Here is an 18,566-nt window from a genome sequence, read left to right on the forward strand (position 1 = left end):
GGAAAGGCGGGCGCCGCCCCTCACCATTGGATTGCCCTGTCAGGACATTGCACAGGCATTTTCGCAATCACCCGGCATGGGTGGGGTGGAGATCTTGTCCACGGGGGAGGAGGAGGTGGAAGTCACCGAGTCCGAGACTTCGGGAGTGGCCGGAGTCTGGTGCAAGAGGGAGATGCTCCGCCCAAGGAGCGGGGCTATCCGGGAACGGAGTTCTGCGTGGACATCGTCGTCAAGGGCCGCAAGACCGAAGTACCAGAGCGGTTCCGTAAGCACGTGGCCGAGAAGCTGAAGCTGGAGAAGATCCAGAAGCTCGACGGCAAGGTGATCAGCCTCGACGTCGAGGTGTCCAAGGAGCCGAACCCCCGGCAGGCGGACCGGTGCGAGCGCGTGGAGATCACGCTGCGTACGCGAGGCCCGGTGATCAGGGCGGAGGCCGCGGCAAGCGACCCGTACGCGGCGCTGGACCTGGCCACGGACAAGCTCGACGCACGCCTGCGCAAGCAGCACGACAAGCGGTCGTCGCGGCGCGGCAAGCGGATCCCGGCGGCGGAGGTCGCCGAGCACGTGCCGGACGCCGCCCTGCTCAACGGGGACGGCACGATCGCCACGGGCGAGGAGGCCGAGACCGACGGCGTACCGACCACCAAGATGGGCTCGCTCGAGGTCAAGGGCGAGGGCCCACTCGTCGTCCGTGAGAAGAGCCACGTGGCGGCTCCCATGACGCTCGATCAGGCGCTCTACGAGATGGAGCTGGTCGGGCACGACTTCTATCTGTTCGTCGACTCCGAGACCAAGGAACCCAGCGTCGTCTACCGGCGGCACGCCTACGACTACGGCGTCATCCACCTCAGCACCGACCCCATGGTCTCCGAGGTCAGGGGAGCGGACGCGGGCGACGCCATCGGCGGCTGACCACAACTGACACCCACTCATCGGGTGCCCCTGAGGTGCGCGTGCGCCCCCAGGGGCACCCTTGTGCGACCCCCTGGTGCACCGCACGGCCATCGCGCCGAGGCCGCGGCATGAAATCATGGCCGGGCCGGGTCAACCGGCGTGCTGGTGCCTCGGGTTGGCGCGGCACAGGAAGACGGGCCGCGGCCTTCAGGGGGGAACGATGGCGGACAGCTTCGGACTGATGCGGGGCGAGGACGCCGGTGCCGGCGAGGACGGCGCCGACATGGGGCCGGATGCCGGTTCCTCGCGCGAGGAACCCATCCGGGTGCTTGTGGTGGACGACCATGCCCTGTTCCGGCGCGGCCTGGAGATCGTCCTCAAGGCCGAGGAGGACATCCAGGTCGTCGGTGAGGCGGGCGACGGGGCGGAGGCCGTGGACAAGGCGGCCGATCTGCTGCCGGACATCGTCCTCATGGACGTACGGATGCCCAAGAGAGGCGGCATCGAGGCGTGCACCTCCATCAAGGAGGTGGCCCCCAGCGCCAAGATCATCATGCTGACGATCAGCGATGAGGAAGCCGATCTCTACGACGCGATCAAGGCGGGCGCGACGGGATATCTGTTGAAGGAGATCTCGACCGACGAGGTGGCCACGGCCATTCGCGCCGTGGCCGACGGGCAGTCGCAGATCAGCCCGTCCATGGCGTCGAAGCTGCTCACCGAGTTCAAGTCGATGATCCAGCGCACGGACGAGCGGCGGCTCGTGCCCGCGCCCCGGCTGACCGACCGGGAGCTCGAGGTGCTCAAGCTGGTGGCCACGGGCATGAACAACCGGGACATCGCCAAGGAGCTGTTCATCTCCGAGAACACCGTGAAGAACCATGTGCGCAACATCCTGGAGAAGCTGCAGCTGCACTCCAGGATGGAAGCCGTGGTCTACGCGATGCGGGAGAAGATCCTGGAGATCCGCTAGGGCCCTTCTGACGGATCAGGCTGGAACCGGGTGGCCGCAATGGCCGGTTCCGGCGCGTGCCAGGGCCCGCGACTCCAGCAAGATCCGTCAGAAGGGCCCTAGGCGAGGGCCGCGACGAGGGAACGCTTCAGGGGGGCCGAGTCCATGTGCTCCACTCTGACGCTGTCGCAGCCGACCCAGCTCGCCGCTTCGTGGAGCGCCGCCGCCACCGCCGGTACGGCCTTCGGGCCGTCCAGGGAGACCTGCTTGGCGACCAGTGTGCTGCCCGCACGCGCGGGGTCCACGCGGCCCACCAGGCGGCCGCCGGACAGGACCGGCATCGCGAAGTAGCCGTGGATCCGCTTCGGCTTGGGGACGTACGCCTCCAGGCGGTGCGTGAAGCCGAAGATCCGCTCCGTACGGGCGCGCTCCCAGATCAGGGAGTCGAAGGGGGACAGGAGCGTCGTGCGGTGGCGGCCGCGGGGCGCTGATTCGAGGGCCTCTGGGGCGGCCCAGGCCGGTTTGCCGCCCCAGCCCTCCACCGTGACCGGGACGAGGCCGGTGTCCTCGATCACCGCGTCGAACTGTTCGTTCTTCAGCCGGTGGTAGTCCGCGATGTCCGCGCGCGTGCCGACGCCGAGGGCGTCGCCGGCCTGGCGGACCAGGCGGCGGACGCACTCGAGGTCGTCGAGGTCGTCGTGCAGGAGGGCCGACGGGATCGCGCGCTCCGCCAAGTCGTAGATCCGCTTCCAGCCGCGGCGCTCCACGCAGACCACCTCGCCGTACATCAGCGCGCGCTCGACGGCGATCTTCGACTCGGACCAGTCCCACCACTCGCCCTTGTTCTTCGCGCCGCCCAGTTCCGTGGCGGTGAGTGGGCCTTCCGCGCGGAGTTGCTTGATCACCTGGTCGTAGGCGCCGTCGGGGAGATGGTGGTGCCAGTGGGGGCGGGCGCGGTAGGCGCGGCGGCGGAAGGCGAAGTGCGGCCATTCCTCTATGGGGAGCACGCAGGCGGCGTGCGACCAGTATTCGAAGGCGTGGGGGCTGCTGGAGCCCGTCCAGTACGCCGACTCGACCTTGGTCCGGGGCACCGCGCCCAGGCGGGCGTAGGGGATCAGCTCGTGCGAACGGGCGAGTACGGAGATCGTGTCGAGCTGGACCGCGCCGAGGTGGCGGAGCACGCCACGCACGCCGGCCTTGCGGTCGGGGGCGCCGAGGAAGCCTTGGGCGCGGAGGGCGATACGGCGGGCTTCGTCGGCGGACAAGGCGGCGGTGGGACGCGGCGAGGTCGTCATCCCCAAAACGATAGAGGGCGGGTCTGACAACGGGGACCGCGCTCGGGTCACCCCCGGGCCGGCAGGTACGGCAGCGGGGTCGGGAGGCCGAGGTCCGTGGGGAGGAGGGAGGCGAGCCAGCAGTCCCGTAGGACGCCCTTGTTGGGCAGGGCCGCCCGGAGGGTGGCCTCCAGGGTGAAGCCCGCGCGTTCCGCCACCGTGAGGGAGCCTACGTTGCCGACCTCCGCGCGCCACTCCACGCGCGTACAGGAGAGGTCGGTGAAGGCCCAGCGGGACACGCCCAGGACGGCCTCCGTCATATAGCCGCGGCCGCGGAACCGTTTGGCCGTCCAGAAGCCGATCTCCCAGGTACCCACGCGCGGGTGGTGGAGGGAGACGGCACCGACCACAGGGCCGGAGTCCTCGGCGCGTATCGCGAACGTGTACTCCGTGTCACCGCGCCAGCCGTCCGCGACGACACGGTTGATGAAGTACTCGGCGTCCACGCGCGCGTAGGGCGAGGGAATCGTGGTCCAGCGCTGGATGTCGGGATCCTGGGCCGCGACGTACACCTCGTCGATGTCGGCGGGCACGAACGTGCGCAGCTGCAGGCGATCGGTGGTCAGCGTCACGGGGTCCATCGCCCGATTCTGCTCGGCACGCGGCGGGGGCGCCATGACTTTTCATGGGTCGTACCGGCACCTTCGCGGCGGCCCGAGCGTTGGACCTGATGGCAGACCTCCCGGCACGGTGGGGTCCTCGCATACGATGGCCGTTGCTCCAAGTAGTCCTTGGTAGTCCCCAGTAATACCTAGAAGTTTCAGAGAAAACCGACCGTGCCAGGCCCGACCGGCAAGGAGACCAACCCCCGTGTCCGTCCTCCAGAAGATCATGCGTGCAGGCGAAGGCAAGATCCTGCGCAAGCTGCACCGCATCGCGGACCAGGTCAACTCCATCGAAGAGGACTTCGAGAGTCTCTCCGACGCCGAGCTGCGCGCACTCACGGACGAGTACAAGCAGCGGTTCGAGGACGGCGAGACCCTCGACGACCTGCTGCCCGAGGCGTTCGCCACCGTCCGTGAGGCCGCCCGGCGCGTGCTGGGCCAGCGCCCCTACGACGTGCAGCTGATGGGCGGCGCCGCGCTGCACTTCGGTTACGTGGCGGAGATGAAGACCGGTGAGGGCAAGACCCTGGTCGGCACGCTGCCGACGTATCTGAACGCGCTGTCCGGCAAGGGCGTCCACCTGATCACGGTGAACGACTACCTGGCCGAGCGCGACTCCGAGATGATGGGCCGCGTTCACAAGTTCCTCGGCCTGAGCGTCGGCTGCATCCTCGCGAACATGAACCCGGCGCAGCGCCGCGAGATGTACAACTGCGACATCACGTACGGCACGAACAACGAGTTCGGCTTCGACTACCTCCGCGACAACATGGCGTGGTCCCAGGACGAGCTCGTCCAGCGCGGCCACAACTTCGCGGTGGTCGACGAGGTCGACTCCATCCTCGTCGACGAGGCCCGTACGCCGCTGATCATCTCCGGCCCCGCCGACCAGGCCACGAAGTGGTACGGCGACTTCGCCAAGCTCGTCACGCGCCTCAAGAAGGGCGAGGCGGGCAACACGCTGAAGGGCATCGAGGAGACCGGCGACTACGAGGTCGACGAGAAGAAGCGCACCGTGGCCATCCACGAGCCGGGTGTGGCGAAGGTCGAGGACTGGCTCGGGATCGAGAACCTCTACGAGTCGGTCAACACGCCGCTCGTGGGTTACCTGAACAACGCCATCAAGGCCAAGGAACTCTTCAAGAAGGACAAGGACTACGTCGTCATCGACGGCGAAGTCATGATCGTCGACGAGCACACCGGCCGTATCCTCGCCGGCCGCCGCTACAACGAGGGCATGCACCAGGCGATCGAGGCGAAGGAAGGGGTGGACATCAAGGACGAGAACCAGACCTTGGCGACCATCACCCTCCAGAACTTCTTCCGCCTCTACAAGCGCGAGGGATACGACAGCGGCCTCTCCGGCATGACCGGTACGGCCATGACCGAGGCCGCCGAGTTCCACCAGATCTACAAGCTGGGCGTCGTGCCGATCCCGACGAACCGGCCGATGGTCCGTGCCGACCAGGCCGACCTGATCTACCGCACCGAGGTCGCCAAGTTCGACGCGGTGGTCGACGACATCGCCGAGAAGCACGGCAAGGGCCAGCCGATCCTCGTCGGTACGACCTCCGTCGAGAAGTCCGAGTACCTGTCGCAGCAGCTCTCCAAGCGCGGGGTTCAACACGAAGTGCTGAACGCGAAGCAGCACGACCGTGAGGCGACGATCGTCGCCCAGGCCGGCCGCAAGGGCGCCGTCACCGTCGCCACGAACATGGCCGGTCGTGGTACCGACATCAAGCTCGGCGGCAACCCGGACGACCTCGCAGAGGCCGAGCTGCGCCAGGCCGGTCTCGACCCGGTCGAGCACGTCGAGGAGTGGGCGGCCGCGCTGCCCGCCGCCCTGGAGAAGGCGGAGCAGGCGGTGCGGGCCGAGTTCGAGGAGGTCAAGGACCTCGGCGGGCTCTACGTCCTCGGTACGGAGCGGCACGAGTCGCGGCGTATCGACAACCAGCTGCGCGGACGTTCCGGCCGTCAGGGCGACCCCGGTGAGTCCCGCTTCTACCTGTCGCTCGGTGACGACCTCATGCGGCTCTTCAAGGCGCAGATGGTCGAGCGCGTGATGGCGATGGCCAACGTGCCGGACGACGTCCCGATCGAGAACAAGATGGTGACCCGCGCCATCGCCTCCGCGCAGTCGCAGGTCGAGCAGCAGAACTTCGAGACGCGTAAGAACGTCCTGAAGTACGACGAGGTGCTCAACCGGCAGCGCGAGGTGATCTACGGCGAGCGCCGCCGCGTCCTGAAGGGCGAGGACCTGCACGAGCAGGTGCAGCACTTCATGGACGACACCATCGACGAGTACATCGGCGCCGAGACCGCCGAGGGCTTCGCCGAGGAGTGGGACCTCGACCGGCTGTGGGGCGCGTTCAAGCAGCTCTACCCGATCAAGGTCACCGTGGAGGAGCTCGAGGACGAGGTCGGGGACCGGGCCGGTCTCACCGCCGAGTTCATCGGCGAGGCCGTCAAGGACGACATCCACGCGCAGTACGAGGCGCGCGAGGAGCAGCTCGGTTCCGAGATCATGCGTGAGCTGGAGCGCCGGGTCGTGCTGAGCGTGCTCGACCGCAAGTGGCGTGAGCACCTCTACGAGATGGACTACCTCCAGGAGGGCATCGGCCTGCGCGCCATGGCGCAGAAGGACCCGCTGGTCGAGTACCAGCGCGAGGGCTTCGACATGTTCACCGCCATGATGGAGGGCATCAAGGAGGAGTCCGTCGGCTACCTGTTCAACCTGGAGGTCCAGGTCGAGCAGCAGGTCGAGGAGGTCCCGGTGGCGGACGCGGTGCCGGCCGCGAACCTGGAGAAGCAGGACGCGGTGCCGGCGCAGGCCGGGGGCCGTCCGGAGATCCGGGCCAAGGGCCTGGACGCGCCGCAGCGCCCCGACCGGCTGCACTTCCAGGCGCCGAACGCCGAGGGCGGTGTCGACGAGGGCGACTTCGTGACCGAGGGCGGGCCTACGCGCTCCTCGGCGGACGGGATGACGCGCGCCGAGCGGCGCAAGCAGCAGAAGGGCCGCCGTCGCAAGAAGTGACGTGGCGCGTGTGACGCGGTGTGTGCGAAGGGGCTGGGCACGAGGTGCTCAGCCCCTTCCTTTTGCCCGAACCGCTGTACACCCAGAGGCCAGACCCCAGAGGTCACACCCCAGAGCTCACTCCCCGCGAGGTGGTCGGCCGCCCAGTTCCACCGCCGTGCAGCGCCACCGCTGGTCCTCGCCCAGGGCGAGCCGGAAGGCCAGGGCGTGCAGCCGGGGGCCGACCGCGATGCGGGCGAACACTTCGTAGCTGCCGGGGGCGGGTTCGAAGTGGCCGATGCCGTGCACGGTCGGGCGGTGCCCCGCGCCGGGCAGCAGCGCGCGGCGTTCCACCAGCCACAGCAGGTCGTCGAAGGCCTGGTGCGCGGCGTGCCGGGCGAACCAGTGCAGGGGCCTGTCGCCGCTGAGCACCAGGAGCAGGCGCTGTGTGAACAGCTCGGTGGGGTGCGGCGGGATCCGCGGTGGGACGCGTCGCGGTCCCGCGCCGGGGCGACGGCTGTCGCGGCGTGTGGGCGGCCGGGTGATTCCGCGTGGCCCCCGCCTGTTCATGACCTTCTGCATGACGCCTCCCGATACCGGCCGGTAACTCCTCGTGGAGATCTTTTACGAGGCCGGGGGCGCGGCGGCAAGCGCCGGTGGTGGGAGCCGGAGCGCGCCGGTGGGTTCGCCTATCAGGGTGACCGGACCGGTGGGAGGGCCCGGCCCCCGGGAGCGTACGGGGGTCGGCCGTGGGTGGGCGTTGACGTGTGGGCGGGTGCGGGCGGCGGCCCGAAGGGGGACGCCCGCACGTATCCTGAAGCCCCCGACGCAGAGCAGAAAGCAGCCGGACCATGCGCGTGTACGTACCTCTGTCCCTGCCTCGACTCGCAGAGGCGTACAAGGCCGGCGAGATCGGGCCCGCGCCCGTCACCGCCTTCGCCGTGACGCCCGCGCTGCGCGAGTGGTACCTGTCCGAGGACATCGAGGAGCTGGAGTACGCGGCGCTGGGCAGGGCCGCGCTCGCCTCGCTGCGGCTCGTCGCCGCCGATCCCGGAGCCGCGCGCCGCCGGGTCGTCGTCGCCGTGGACGTACCGGACCGGGCCGCCGTCACAGACCCGGACCGCGGGCTCGACCCGGTCGCGCTCGGTGAGCTGACGGTGCGTGAGGCCGTGTCGCTGGCGAAGGTCGCCGCCGTGCACGTCGACTCGGGCGATGCCGACGCCGATGTCGCGGCGGCCGCAGAGGCGCTCGCCGCGGCCGACCGGGGCGACGGTGACGCGCAGTTCGTCGTGGACGGCGCCGAGGACCACGACCTGCTGTGGTTCGCCACGCAGGAGATCCCGGGCCTCCTGGGTGAGGGCGGCCACTGACGGACCGCCCCGAGGTGGGTAGTTTCCTGCCATGGGGACGCACACAGGCACACACATCGTCTGGGACTGGAACGGCACGCTGTTCCACGACAACGACGCCGTCATCCGCGCCAGCAACGCGGCCTTCGCCGCGGTCGGTCTTGAACCGATCACGCTGGAGAAATACCGCGAGCTGTACTGCATACCCATCCCCAAGTTCTACGAGCGGATGATGGGCCGGCTGCCCACCGCCGCCGAGTGGACGGCGATGGACGGCGCCTTCCACCAGCACTACACGCGGTACGCGGTGGACTGCCGGCTCACCGAGGGTGTCGAGCTGCTGCTGGCCGGCTGGCAGGAGGCCGGGCGCAGCCAGTCCATCCTCAGCATGGCCGGACACGAGGAACTCGTCCCGCTGGTCAGCCAGTTGGGGATCGCCGAGCGGTTCGTGCGGGTCGACGGGCGGACGGGGCCCTCCGGCGGCAGCAAGGCCGAGTACATGGTGCGGCACCTGGGAGTCCTCGACGGAGTGGCCCCGGAGCGGACCGTGGTCATCGGGGACGCCGCGGACGACGCGGTGGCCGCGATCGCCGCGGGCGCGCAGGCCGTCCTCTACACCGGCGGCTCGCACAGCCGGGCCAGCCTCGAAGGGGTCGGCGCCCCCGTCGTCGACACGCTCGCGGACGCGGTGCGCGAGGCCGAGCGGATGGCCGCGGCGGCCTGAGCGGCCGGGCGGTCCCCGGCCGGAGGCCCTAGGTATACGGATCCGGGTCCGGTGTGCGCAGATGCGTATACGGCTCCCGGCCGATACCGATGCCGGGGGCTTCCCGCGCACGTCAGGCTGTACAGGTGTGGCGTGCTCCGGAGGATCGGCGCGGCGGGGCGCCGGACGGCATTGGTCAACTCCCCACGGCTGTCGTGGCATCGGTTCCCCGTCGCTGCGTCCGGGGCACGGCACGTTTCGGTGGCTGCCTTCGTCGGCGGGGCAGCCACCGCACTTTCCTCCCGGCCGCCGGGAATCACCAATGCGGCGTACTGGCCCGGACCGAGTTCGGGATTCCGGGTGCCGTTGGTCACACGCTCCTCCGCGCCGGGATCCGCCGTGTCGTGCGCCCGGCGTACCGCCGCGCCGCTCGCCCGGCAAGAGCCCGTACTACGCAAGGGCTTCAGGGGTTCTGTGCAGACTGTCAAAGTTCCACCCCCTGATTTGTACACAAGCGGCTCATGACGATGCCCCCTCGGGGAGAGATAGCCTGGTCCCGTGATCAGCGCGATATCTCGCGGGGGCATCGTCGCCCCCTGCCCGCGCCGGGAGATCACGACCTGCCACAGCGGTCGTGCCCGGCGCTCAGCCGCTGATCGTTTCGGGCGGATGGCCTCTTCGTTGAAAACGGCGCATTGTCGTCCACCCGTCTCTCATCCGGGCATAACGTCGTCTCAGACCGGACACCCCGCGTCGGGACGTTGTGCCGAGCGATACATCTACGCCACGTCTACGTCTCGCAACGGCGCGCGACAGGAGCCAGAGGACAATGCAGACCAAGCTGGACGAAGCCAAAGCCGAGCTGCTCACGAGGGCCGCCCGGGTAGCTGAGAACAGCCCGGTAGGGGGGAACCTACCGACTGGGGCGACGGGCGAGGACACGCAAGCCGCCGGGACCACCACCGACACCGACAGCGTGCTCGCGTTCCTCCAGCGCTACTACCTGCACACCGCACCGGAGGATCTGAGCGACCGTGATCCGGTCGATGTCTTCGGGGCGGCGCACTCGCACTACCGCCTCGCGGAGAACCGACCACAGGGCACCGCGAACGTGAAGGTCCACACGCCGACCGTCGAGGAGAACGGCTGGACCTGCAGCCACTCCGTCGTCGAGGTCGTCACGGACGACATGCCGTTCCTGGTGGACTCCGTCACGAACGAGCTGTCCCGGCAGGGGCGCGGCATCCACGTCGTCATCCACCCGCAGATCACCGTCCGGCGCGATGTCGCGGGCAAGCTCCTCGAGGTGCTGCCGTCCGGCGCGTCCACCGAGGGCCACGACGTACTCACCGAGTCGTGGATCCACGTCGAGATGGACCGCGAGACCGACCGCGCCGACCTCAAGCAGATCACCTCCGACCTGCTGCGCGTCCTGTCCGACGTACGGGAGTGCGTCGAGGACTGGGAGAAGATGCGGGACTCGGCGCTGCGCATCGCCGAGGAGCTGCCGAGCGAGCCGACCGCGGGCGATCTGCCCGACCAGGAGGTCGAGGAGGCCCGCGAGCTGCTGCGCTGGCTGGCCGCCGACCACTTCACGTTCCTCGGGTACCGCGAGTACGACCTCTCCGACGACGACTCGCTGGCCGCCGTGCCCGGCACCGGGCTCGGCATCCTGCGCTCCGACCCGCACCACGAGCGCGACGAGCACCACCCGGTCTCGCCGTCCTTCAACCGCCTCCCGGCCGACGCCCGCGCCAAGGCCCGCGAGCACCGCCTGCTGGTCCTCACCAAGGCCAACAGCCGCGCCACGGTGCACCGGCCGAGCTACCTCGACTACGTCGGCGTGAAGAAGTTCGACGCCGAGGGCAATGTCGTCGGCGAGCGCCGCTTCCTCGGCCTGTTCTCCTCCGCCGCGTACACCGAGAGCGTGCGCCGCGTCCCGGTCATCCGCCGCAAGGTCGCCGAGGTCCTCAAGGGCGCCGGGTTCACGCCGAACAGCCACGACGGCCGTGACCTCATGCAGATCATGGAGACGTACCCGCGCGACGAGCTCTTCCAGACGCCGCCCGACGAGCTGCGGTCCATCGTCACGAGCGTGCTCTACCTCCAGGAGCGCCGCCGGCTGCGGCTCTACCTGCGACAGGACGAGTACGGCCGCTACTACTCGGCCCTCGTCTACCTGCCGCGCGACCGCTACACCACGGGCGTACGCCTGCGGATCATCGACATCCTCAAGGAGGAGCTCGACGGCACCAGCGTCGACTTCACCGCCTGGAACACCGAGTCGATCCTCTCCCGGCTGCACTTCGTCGTCCGCGTCCCCCAGGGCACCGAACTGCCGGAGCTCTCCGACGCCGACAAGGACCGCATCGAGGCCCGCCTCGTCGAGGCCGCCCGCTCCTGGGCCGACGGCTTCGGGGAGGCGCTGAACGCCGAGTGCGGCGAGGAGCGCGCCGCCGAACTGCTGCGCCGCTACGGCCAGTCGTTCCCCGAGGGCTTCAAGGCCGACCACTCGCCGCGCGCCGCCGTGGCCGACCTGGTCCACCTCGAACAGCTCACGCAGGAGAACAAGGACTTCGAGCTCTCCCTGTACGAGCCGGTGGGCGCGGCCCCCGGCGAGCGCCGCTTCAAGATCTACCGGATCGGCGCGCCCGTCTCGCTCTCCGCCGTCCTGCCGGTGCTCCAGCGCCTGGGCGTCGAGGTCACCGACGAGCGCCCGTACGAGCTGCGGTGCAGCGACCGCAAGACCGCGTGGATCTACGACTTCGGCCTGCGCATGCCGAAGCCGTCGAACGGCAACGGGGACGACCTCGGGGCCGACGGCCGCGAGCGCTTCCAGGAGGCCTTCGCCGCCACCTGGACCGGCCTCGCCGAGAACGACGGCTTCAACTCCCTCGTCCTGGGCGCCGGTCTGAACTGGCGTCAGGCGATGGTGCTGCGCGCGTACGCCAAGTACCTGCGCCAGGCGGGCTCCACGTTCAGCCAGGACTACATGGAGGACACCCTCCGGACGAACGTGCACACCACGCGCCTGCTGGTGTCGCTGTTCGAGGCGCGGATGTCGCCGGACCGGCAGCGCGCCGGGACCGAGCTGATCGACGGGCTGCTCGAAGAGGTCGACGGCGCCCTCGACCAGGTCGCGTCCCTCGACGAGGACCGCATCCTGCGGTCCTTCCTCACCGTCATCAAGGCGACGCTGCGGACGAACTTCTTCCAGGAGGCGGGCGGCGGCAAGCCGCACAGTTACGTCTCCATGAAGTTCGACCCGCAGGCCATCCCCGACCTGCCCGCGCCGCGCCCGGCGTACGAGATCTGGGTGTACTCGCCGCGCGTCGAGGGCGTGCACCTGCGCTTCGGCAAGGTCGCGCGCGGTGGTCTGCGCTGGTCGGACCGGCGCGAGGACTTCCGTACGGAGATCCTCGGCCTGGTGAAGGCGCAGATGGTGAAGAACACCGTCATCGTGCCGGTCGGCGCGAAGGGCGGCTTCGTCGCCAAGCAGCTGCCCGATCCGTCGGTGGACCGCGACGCCTGGATGGCCGAGGGCGTCGCGAGCTACAAGACCTTCATCTCGGCGCTGCTCGACATCACCGACAACCTGGTCGGCGGCGAGGTCGTGCCGCCGTCCGACGTCGTGCGGCACGACGAGGACGACACGTACCTCGTGGTCGCGGCCGACAAGGGCACGGCGTCCTTCTCGGACATCGCGAACCAGGTCGCCGAGTCGTACAACTTCTGGCTCGGTGACGCCTTCGCCTCCGGCGGCTCGGCCGGCTACGACCACAAGGGCATGGGCATCACCGCCCGCGGCGCCTGGGAGTCCGTCAAGCGGCACTTCCGGGAGCTGGGCGTCGACAGCCAGTCCCAGGACTTCACGGTCGTCGGCGTCGGCGACATGTCCGGTGACGTGTTCGGCAACGGCATGCTGCTCTCCGAGCACATCCGCCTGGTCGCCGCCTTCGACCACCGGCACATCTTCATCGACCCGAAGCCCGACGCGGCCACCGGCTACGCCGAGCGCCGCCGGATGTTCGAGCTGCCGCGGTCGAGCTGGGCGGAGTACAACAAGGAGCTGATCTCGGCGGGCGGCGGCATCTTCCCCCGCTCCGCCAAGTCGATCCAGCTCAACGCCCACATCCGCGAGGCCCTCGGCATCGAGTCCGGCCTGGCGAAGATGACCCCGGCCGAGCTGATGAAGGCCATCCTCCAGGCGCCGGTCGACCTGCTGTGGAACGGCGGCATCGGTACGTACGTCAAGTCGTCGGTCGAGTCCAACGCGGACGTCGGCGACAAGGCCAACGACCCGATCCGCGTCGACGGCCAGGACGTGCGCGCCAAGGTGATCGGCGAGGGCGGCAACCTCGGCGCGACCCAGCTGGGCCGCATCGAGTTCGTCCGCGGCGGCGGCCGGGTGAACACCGACGCCATCGACAACAGCGCGGGCGTCAACACCTCGGACGTCGAGGTGAACATCAAGATCCTGCTCAACGGGCTCGTCTCCGACGGCGACATGACGGTCAAGCAGCGCAACAAGCTGCTCGCCGCCATGACGGACGAGGTCGGGCACCTGGTGCTGCGCAACAACTACGCGCAGAACACCGCCCTGGCCAACTCCTGCGCCCAGGCGCCGTCCCTGCTCCACGCCCACCAGCGGTTCATGCGTCGCCTCGGCAAGCAGGGCCACCTCGACCGGGGCCTGGAGTTCCTGCCCACCGACCGGCAGATCAGGGAGCTCCTCAACTCCGGCCGTGGCTTGAGCCAGCCGGAGCTCGCCGTCCTCTTCGCGTACACGAAGATCACGGCGGCCGACGAGCTGATCCAGACGTCGCTGCCCGACGACGCCTACCTGCGCCGCCTGCTGCACGCCTACTTCCCGAAGCCGCTGCGCGAGAAGTACGGCGAGGCGATCGACGGGCACGCGCTGCGCCGCGAGATCATCACGACGGTCCTCGTCAACGACACGGTGAACACCGGCGGTTCGACGTTCCTGCACCGCCTCCGTGAGGAGACGGGCGCGTCCCTGGAGGAGATCGTGCGGGCGCAGCTCGCCGCGCGCGAGATCTTCAACCTCAGCGAGGTGTGGGACGCGGTCGAGGCGCTCGACAATGTCGTCGCCGCGGATGTCCAGACCCGGGTCCGGCTGCACTCGCGCCGCCTCGTCGAGCGCGGCACGCGGTGGCTGCTCAACAACCGCCCGCAGCCGCTGCAGTTGGCGGAGACGATCGACTTCTTCAAGGAGGGCGTCACCGAGGTCTGGGCCGCGATGCCGAAGATGCTGCGCGGCGCCGACGTCGAGTGGTACCAGGGCATCGTCGACGAGCTGACCGGCGCGGGTGTGCCGGAGAAGCTGGCGGAGCGGGTCGCCGGATTCTCGTCCGCGTTCCCGACGCTCGACATCGTGCAGATCGCCGACCGTACGGGCAAGGAGGCGCTGTCCGTCGCCGAGGTGTACTACGACCTCGGCGACCGGCTCGGCATCACCCAGCTCATGGACCGCATCATCGAGCTGCCGCGTTCCGACCGCTGGCAGTCGATGGCCCGCGCGTCGATCCGCGAGGACCTGTTCGCGGCGCACGCGGCCCTCACCTCCGACGTGCTGACGGCGGGCAACGGTACGTCCACGCCCGAGCAGCGGTTCAAGGCGTGGGAGGAGAAGAACGCGGCGATCCTGGGCCGGGCGCGCTCGACCCTGGAGGAGATCCAGGGCTCGGACTCGTTCGACCTGGCGAACCTCTCGGTGGCCATGCGCACGATGCGTACGCTGCTGCGCACGCACTCGTAGCGGTTACGCGGTTACGCGAACGGGGGCGCCCCGAGCCGAATCCGGCTCGGGGCGCCCCCCTTTTTCGCTGGTGGGGCACGGTCAGGCGGCGACGGGAGCCTTGGCCTTCTTCGGCTTGGGCTTGCTGGCACCGGTCGCGGCGTTGGTGAACGCCTCGTACTCCTTGAGGACGTCCTCGGTCGGCCCGTCCATCCGCAGCTCGCCGCGCTCCAGCCACAGCACCCGGTCGCAGGTGTCGCGGATGGACTTGTTGCTGTGGCTGACGAGGAAGACGGTGCCCGCGCGCTTGCGCAGCTCCTTGATCCGCTGCTCGGACCGCTTCTGGAAGGCCCGGTCACCCGTGGCCAACGCCTCGTCGATCAACAACACGTCGTGCTCCTTGGCGACGGCGATGGAGAACCGCAGCCGGGCGGCCATGCCGGACGAATAGGTCCGCATCGGCAGCGTCACGAAGTCGCCCTTCTCATTGATCCCGGAGAAGTCGACGATCTCCTCGTAGCGCTCCCGCACCTGCTCGCGGGACATCCCCATCGCGAGCCCGCCGAGCCGCACGTTGCGCTCGCCGGTGAGGTCGTTCATGAGGGCCGCGTTCACGCCGAGCAGCGAGGGCTGCCCGTCGGTGTAGATGGCCCCGTTCTCGGTCGGGAGCAGCCCGGCGACAGCCTTCAACAACGTCGACTTCCCCGACCCGTTGGTCCCGATGAGCCCGATGGCCTCACCGCGGTAGGCAGTGAACGAGACCCCCTTCACGGCGTGCACGGTCCGCACTCCCGCCCGCTTCTCGGCCTTCTTCCGGCCGCCGAGGATGCGGCTGAGCGCGGCGGTAGCGGCGCCACGCCCCGCGCCGGTCCCATTGACGCGATAGACGATGTCGACGCTGTCGGCGATGACGGTCGGTACCTGTCCTGTGGTGTTGTCAGCCACGTCCGTACGTCTCCTCGGCCTTCCAGAAGTAGATGAACCCGCCGACCCCGGCGAGCAGCGCCCAGCCGGCCGCCAGGGCCCAGATGTGCGGCGGCAGTTGATCCGCGGTGAAGCTGTCGATGAGCGCGAAGCGCATCAGGTCGATGTAGACGGAGGCCGGGTTGGCCTGGAGCAGCGTCGTGACGAGCGGGGGAATGTCACGCCCCGCTGTCAGATGCGGCAGGCTCCACATCACGCCGGACATGTACATCCACGTACGCAGCAAAAACGGCATCAGCTGCGCGAGGTCCGGCGTCTTCGAACCGAGCCGCGCCATGATCATCGCGAGCCCGGTGTTGAACACGAACTGAAGCGCGAGAGCGGGCACCACCAGCACCCAGGACGGCGCAGGCGGCACGCCCGTCGCCAGCAGGATGACCACGAGCGCGCACATGGAGAACAGCAACTGCTGGAGCTGCTGGAGGCAGAACGAGACCGGGAGCGAGGCCCGCGGGAAGTGCAGGGCCCGGACGAGTCCGAGGTTCCCGGAGATCGCCTTCGTCCCCGCCATCACCGACGACTGCGTGAACGTCCATACGAACACGCCCGTGACCAGGAACGGGATGTAGTCCGGCACGCCCCGGCTGGTGCCCATGAGCTTGCCGAAGATGAGGTAGTACACCGCCGCGTTCAGCAACGGCGTCAGCACCTGCCAGACCTGCCCCAGCTTCGCCTGGCTGTACTGGGCCGTGAGCTTGGCGGTCGAGAAGGACGCGATGAAGTGCCTGCGCTGCCACAACTGGCGTACGTACGCGGGCAGCGAGGGCCGCGCGCCGCTGACGCTCAGTCCGTACCGGGCGGCGAGGGCCGCCGGATCCTCAGGGGTGGACGGCGGTGCCTCCTGCGGGAGAGGGGGAGGCGCGTCCAGGACCTGGCTCACATCCGCTGCTTTCGGTCGGGGTTCGTTCGGCTCCGCCGTCGGTTCCGGCTGTTCATCCGCCGTTCACGTCGGGACGGGTCCGTATCGTCGTGACGTGAGCGTAGGGCGGAACGACGTCGGAACGCAACCGTTTCGTCGTCGCGGAGCCGCGCCCTTATGATTCGCCCTATGCCGACCAACGCCGACTCCCCCAAGCCGCCGCGCCGCAGGGCCCCGGCCGGCGCGGCCGTCCTGCGCGAGGACGTGACGGAAGCCATCCGCGCGGCCGTCTTCGAGGAGCTGGCCTCGGTCGGCTACGCGCGCATGTCCATCGAGGGCATCGCGCGCCGCGCGGGCGTCGGCAAGACGGCGGTCTACCGCCGCTGGAAGTCCAAGCTCCACCTGGTCCTCGACCTGGTCTCGGCGATCGCCGTGCAGGGCCTGCCCGCCCCGGACACGGGCTCCCTGGAGGCCGACCTCCGCCTCCTCTACGAGGTCACGTCACGCGCGCTGCGCCACCCCGTGGCCGGCCAGATCATCCCCGACCTCCAGGCGGAGGCGGCCCGCAACCCGGAGATCGCCGAGGCCCTGCAGAAGGCGCTGCGCGAGGGTCAGCACGGGGTGGCGAGCGGCATCGTACGAGCGGCGGTGGAGCGCGGCGAGCTCCGCGCGGGCCTCGACGAGGAACTGGCCCTGGACCTGATCTCGGGCCCCCTGTACTGGCGCACGCTGGTCGTCCGCACGCCCAAGCTCCCGAAGGGCCACCTGAAGCGCTTGGCGGCGGCGACGGCGGCGGGGCTGGGGGCGCTCTGAGCGGGGTGCCGCGGGGGCTGTGACGTAGGACTACGGCCCATTCGTAGTCCTACGTCACAGCCCCTCGCGCTTTCGGTACGGATCAGGTCGTGGCCAGGAGGAAGTCCTCGCCGCTCGACGGGCGCAGAGCGTCCTCGCGGGCCGCGAAGTAGCGGGTCGCGAGGTCCGTGCCCGGTACGTGGTGGGTGGTCGCGAAGCCCGCGGCGTGGGCCAGCGTGAGAATGTCCTCGGGGGCGTAGAGGCTGAGGAAGGGGGTGCCGGAGGCGCTCGCGCCCTTTTTGCTGGTCTCCATGCCCGAGCGGTCCGCCTCGTCGAGGAGGTCGGCCGGGAGGATGAAGGAGAGGGCCAGGGTGGAGCCGGGCGCCAGCTTCGCGATCTGTTCCAGGGTCGCGGCCGTGGCCTCGCGGGTGAGGTACATGGCGACGCCCGTCGAGACGACGACCGCCGGGCGGCGGGGATCGAATCCGGCCGCCGTGAGCCCGTCCCACCAGGACTCCCGCTCGAAGTCGACGGGGACGAGGTGCAGGCGGGGCGGGACCCCGTAGCCGAGCGCTTCGAGGCGGGCGCGCTTCCAGGACTGCGGGCCCGGCTGGTCGACCTCGTAGATGTCGAGGCGGGCGGCGAGTTCCGGGCGGCGCTGGGCGAGCGTGTCCAGGCCCGCGCCGAGGATGACGTACTGGTCGACGCCGCGCTCCGACTCGCGCTCCACCAGGTCCTCGACGAAGCGGGCGCGCGAGACCATCGCGGCCCGGAAGCCGCGGGTCGCCATCGGCTCCATGTCGGGGCGCTCGCGCCAGTCGGAGGCGGGGGCGAGCAGGCGCAGGCCCACCTCGTCCTCCAGCACGTGCGGTGCGTCGTCGACCTGGACGTGCATCGCCCGCCACAGGGCGCAGCGCTCCGCCGTGTTGTCCGGTGCGGAAGTTGGTTCCGTGCTCATGCCCATTCCTTGGTGAGGTCGAGCTTCTCGTTGCGCTCGGTCAGCGAGTACCAGTTGCCGTTGTCGTCGCGGAAGACGGCCTCGATGCCGTACGGGCGCTCCTTCGGTTCCTGGAGGAATTCGACGCCGCGTGACGTGAACGTCTCGTAGTCGCCGCGGCAGTCGTCCGTGCGCAGGGCGCCGCCGCCGAGCACGCCCTTGGCGACCAGTTCCGTGAGGGCCTTGGCGGACTCGGGGTCGACGCCGTGGCCGTCGGGGCGCATCAGCGCGAGCTCGAACTCCGGCTGGTCCTTGGCGCCGACGGTGATCCAGCGGGAGTCGCCCATGGACATGTCGGTGCGGAGCTCCATGCCGAGCTGGGGGCT

General features: G+C 69.7%; 13 protein-coding genes and 1 pseudogene. 7 read left to right on the forward strand and 7 right to left on the reverse strand.

Translation table 11 applies throughout. The features are described 5' to 3' along the window. The first annotated feature begins 216 nt into the window (after positions 1 to 216). Complete coding sequence (gene hpf / locus ACFYWS_RS34985; protein ID WP_389283175.1) at positions 217 to 912, forward strand: ribosome hibernation-promoting factor, HPF/YfiA family; 696 nt, start codon at positions 217 to 219, stop codon at positions 910 to 912. A gap of 202 nt (positions 913 to 1,114) precedes the next feature. Further along, positions 1,115 to 1,867 (forward strand): response regulator transcription factor, encoded by a 753-nt coding sequence (locus ACFYWS_RS34990; protein WP_326014127.1) that lies wholly within the window; start codon positions 1,115 to 1,117, stop codon positions 1,865 to 1,867. A gap of 98 nt (positions 1,868 to 1,965) precedes the next feature. Here the strand turns inward: ACFYWS_RS34990 and ACFYWS_RS34995 are convergent, their stop codons facing one another. Next, on the reverse strand, positions 1,966 to 3,141 hold the full coding sequence (locus ACFYWS_RS34995; protein ID WP_389283177.1) for a winged helix-turn-helix domain-containing protein: 1,176 nt from the start codon (positions 3,139 to 3,141) through the stop codon (positions 1,966 to 1,968). Positions 3,142 to 3,188: 47 nt separating this feature from the next. Beyond that, a complete protein-coding gene (locus ACFYWS_RS35000) occupies positions 3,189 to 3,761 on the reverse strand; it encodes a GNAT family N-acetyltransferase (RefSeq protein WP_389283178.1) in 573 nt (190 codons plus the stop codon). A 229-nt stretch (positions 3,762 to 3,990) separates the two neighbouring features. On the opposite strand from ACFYWS_RS35000, the gene secA reads away from it, so the two are divergent. Continuing rightward, on the forward strand, positions 3,991 to 6,819 hold the full coding sequence (gene secA, locus ACFYWS_RS35005) for a preprotein translocase subunit SecA (RefSeq protein ID WP_389283180.1): 2,829 nt from the start codon (positions 3,991 to 3,993) through the stop codon (positions 6,817 to 6,819). Positions 6,820 to 6,936: 117 nt separating this feature from the next. On the opposite strand, the gene ACFYWS_RS35010 is transcribed toward secA, so the two are convergent. After that, complete coding sequence (locus ACFYWS_RS35010) at positions 6,937 to 7,380, reverse strand: Rv3235 family protein (protein ID WP_389283182.1); 444 nt, start codon at positions 7,378 to 7,380, stop codon at positions 6,937 to 6,939. 269 nt (positions 7,381 to 7,649) lie between these two features. Between ACFYWS_RS35010 and ACFYWS_RS35015 the strand changes: the two genes are divergently transcribed. The 3 genes from ACFYWS_RS35015 to ACFYWS_RS35025 all read left to right on the forward strand — a co-directional run bounded on the left by ACFYWS_RS35015 (position 7,650) and on the right by ACFYWS_RS35025 (position 14,629). Further along, positions 7,650 to 8,168 carry a DUF6912 family protein gene (locus tag ACFYWS_RS35015; RefSeq protein WP_389283184.1) on the forward strand — a complete coding sequence of 173 codons (519 nt, stop codon included), beginning with the start codon at positions 7,650 to 7,652 and terminating at the stop codon, positions 8,166 to 8,168. 31 nt (positions 8,169 to 8,199) lie between these two features. Next, a complete protein-coding gene (locus ACFYWS_RS35020) occupies positions 8,200 to 8,871 on the forward strand; it encodes an HAD family hydrolase (protein WP_389283186.1) in 672 nt (223 codons plus the stop codon). 808 nt (positions 8,872 to 9,679) lie between these two features. After that, complete coding sequence (locus tag ACFYWS_RS35025; RefSeq protein ID WP_389283187.1) at positions 9,680 to 14,629, forward strand: NAD-glutamate dehydrogenase; 4,950 nt, start codon at positions 9,680 to 9,682, stop codon at positions 14,627 to 14,629. Between the two features lie 81 nt (positions 14,630 to 14,710). Here the strand turns inward: ACFYWS_RS35025 and ACFYWS_RS35030 are convergent, their stop codons facing one another. Next, the gene (locus ACFYWS_RS35030; protein WP_389283189.1) at positions 14,711 to 15,553 is read right to left on the reverse strand and encodes an ABC transporter ATP-binding protein; all 843 of its coding nucleotides are present in this window, start codon (positions 15,551 to 15,553) and stop codon (positions 14,711 to 14,713) included. Next, complete coding sequence (locus ACFYWS_RS35035; RefSeq protein WP_389283190.1) at positions 15,546 to 16,472, reverse strand: ABC transporter permease; 927 nt, start codon at positions 16,470 to 16,472, stop codon at positions 15,546 to 15,548. Before ACFYWS_RS35035 ends, ACFYWS_RS35030 begins: the two co-directional genes overlap by 8 nt. A gap of 168 nt (positions 16,473 to 16,640) precedes the next feature. On the opposite strand from ACFYWS_RS35035, the gene ACFYWS_RS35040 reads away from it, so the two are divergent. Further along, the gene (locus ACFYWS_RS35040) at positions 16,641 to 17,264 is read left to right on the forward strand and encodes a TetR/AcrR family transcriptional regulator (protein WP_389283192.1); all 624 of its coding nucleotides are present in this window, start codon (positions 16,641 to 16,643) and stop codon (positions 17,262 to 17,264) included. 82 nt (positions 17,265 to 17,346) lie between these two features. On the opposite strand, the gene ACFYWS_RS35045 is transcribed toward ACFYWS_RS35040, so the two are convergent. Together ACFYWS_RS35045 and ACFYWS_RS35050 are read right to left on the reverse strand one after the other, a co-directional pair. Further along, positions 17,347 to 18,201 (reverse strand): class I SAM-dependent methyltransferase, encoded by an 855-nt coding sequence (locus ACFYWS_RS35045; protein ID WP_389283193.1) that lies wholly within the window; start codon positions 18,199 to 18,201, stop codon positions 17,347 to 17,349. After that, positions 18,198 to 18,560, reverse strand: a pseudogene (locus ACFYWS_RS35050) (VOC family protein); the annotation flags it as partial. The pseudogene ACFYWS_RS35050 and the gene ACFYWS_RS35045, both read right to left, overlap by 4 nt. Positions 18,561 to 18,566 lie beyond the last annotated feature (6 nt).

Source organism: Streptomyces sp. NPDC002795 (assembly GCF_042888725.1).
Lineage (GTDB): Bacteria > Actinomycetota > Actinomycetes > Streptomycetales > Streptomycetaceae > Streptomyces.

Bases quoted from the DNA above. Each gene is read 5' to 3' on its own strand.
- ACFYWS_RS34990 (WP_326014127.1), top strand. From the start codon at position 1,115: ATGGCGGACAGCTTCGGACTGATGCGGGGCGAGGACGCCGGTGCCGGC.
- ACFYWS_RS34995 (WP_389283177.1), bottom strand. From the start codon at position 3,141: ATGACGACCTCGCCGCGTCCCACCGCCGCCTTGTCCGCCGACGAAGCC.
- ACFYWS_RS35000 (WP_389283178.1), bottom strand. From the start codon at position 3,761: ATGGACCCCGTGACGCTGACCACCGATCGCCTGCAGCTGCGCACGTTC.
- ACFYWS_RS35010 (WP_389283182.1), bottom strand. From the start codon at position 7,380: ATGCAGAAGGTCATGAACAGGCGGGGGCCACGCGGAATCACCCGGCCG.
- ACFYWS_RS35015 (WP_389283184.1), top strand. From the start codon at position 7,650: ATGCGCGTGTACGTACCTCTGTCCCTGCCTCGACTCGCAGAGGCGTAC.
- ACFYWS_RS35020 (WP_389283186.1), top strand. From the start codon at position 8,200: ATGGGGACGCACACAGGCACACACATCGTCTGGGACTGGAACGGCACG.
- ACFYWS_RS35025 (WP_389283187.1), top strand. From the start codon at position 9,680: ATGCAGACCAAGCTGGACGAAGCCAAAGCCGAGCTGCTCACGAGGGCC.
- ACFYWS_RS35040 (WP_389283192.1), top strand. From the start codon at position 16,641: ATGCCGACCAACGCCGACTCCCCCAAGCCGCCGCGCCGCAGGGCCCCG.
- ACFYWS_RS35045 (WP_389283193.1), bottom strand. From the start codon at position 18,201: ATGAGCACGGAACCAACTTCCGCACCGGACAACACGGCGGAGCGCTGC.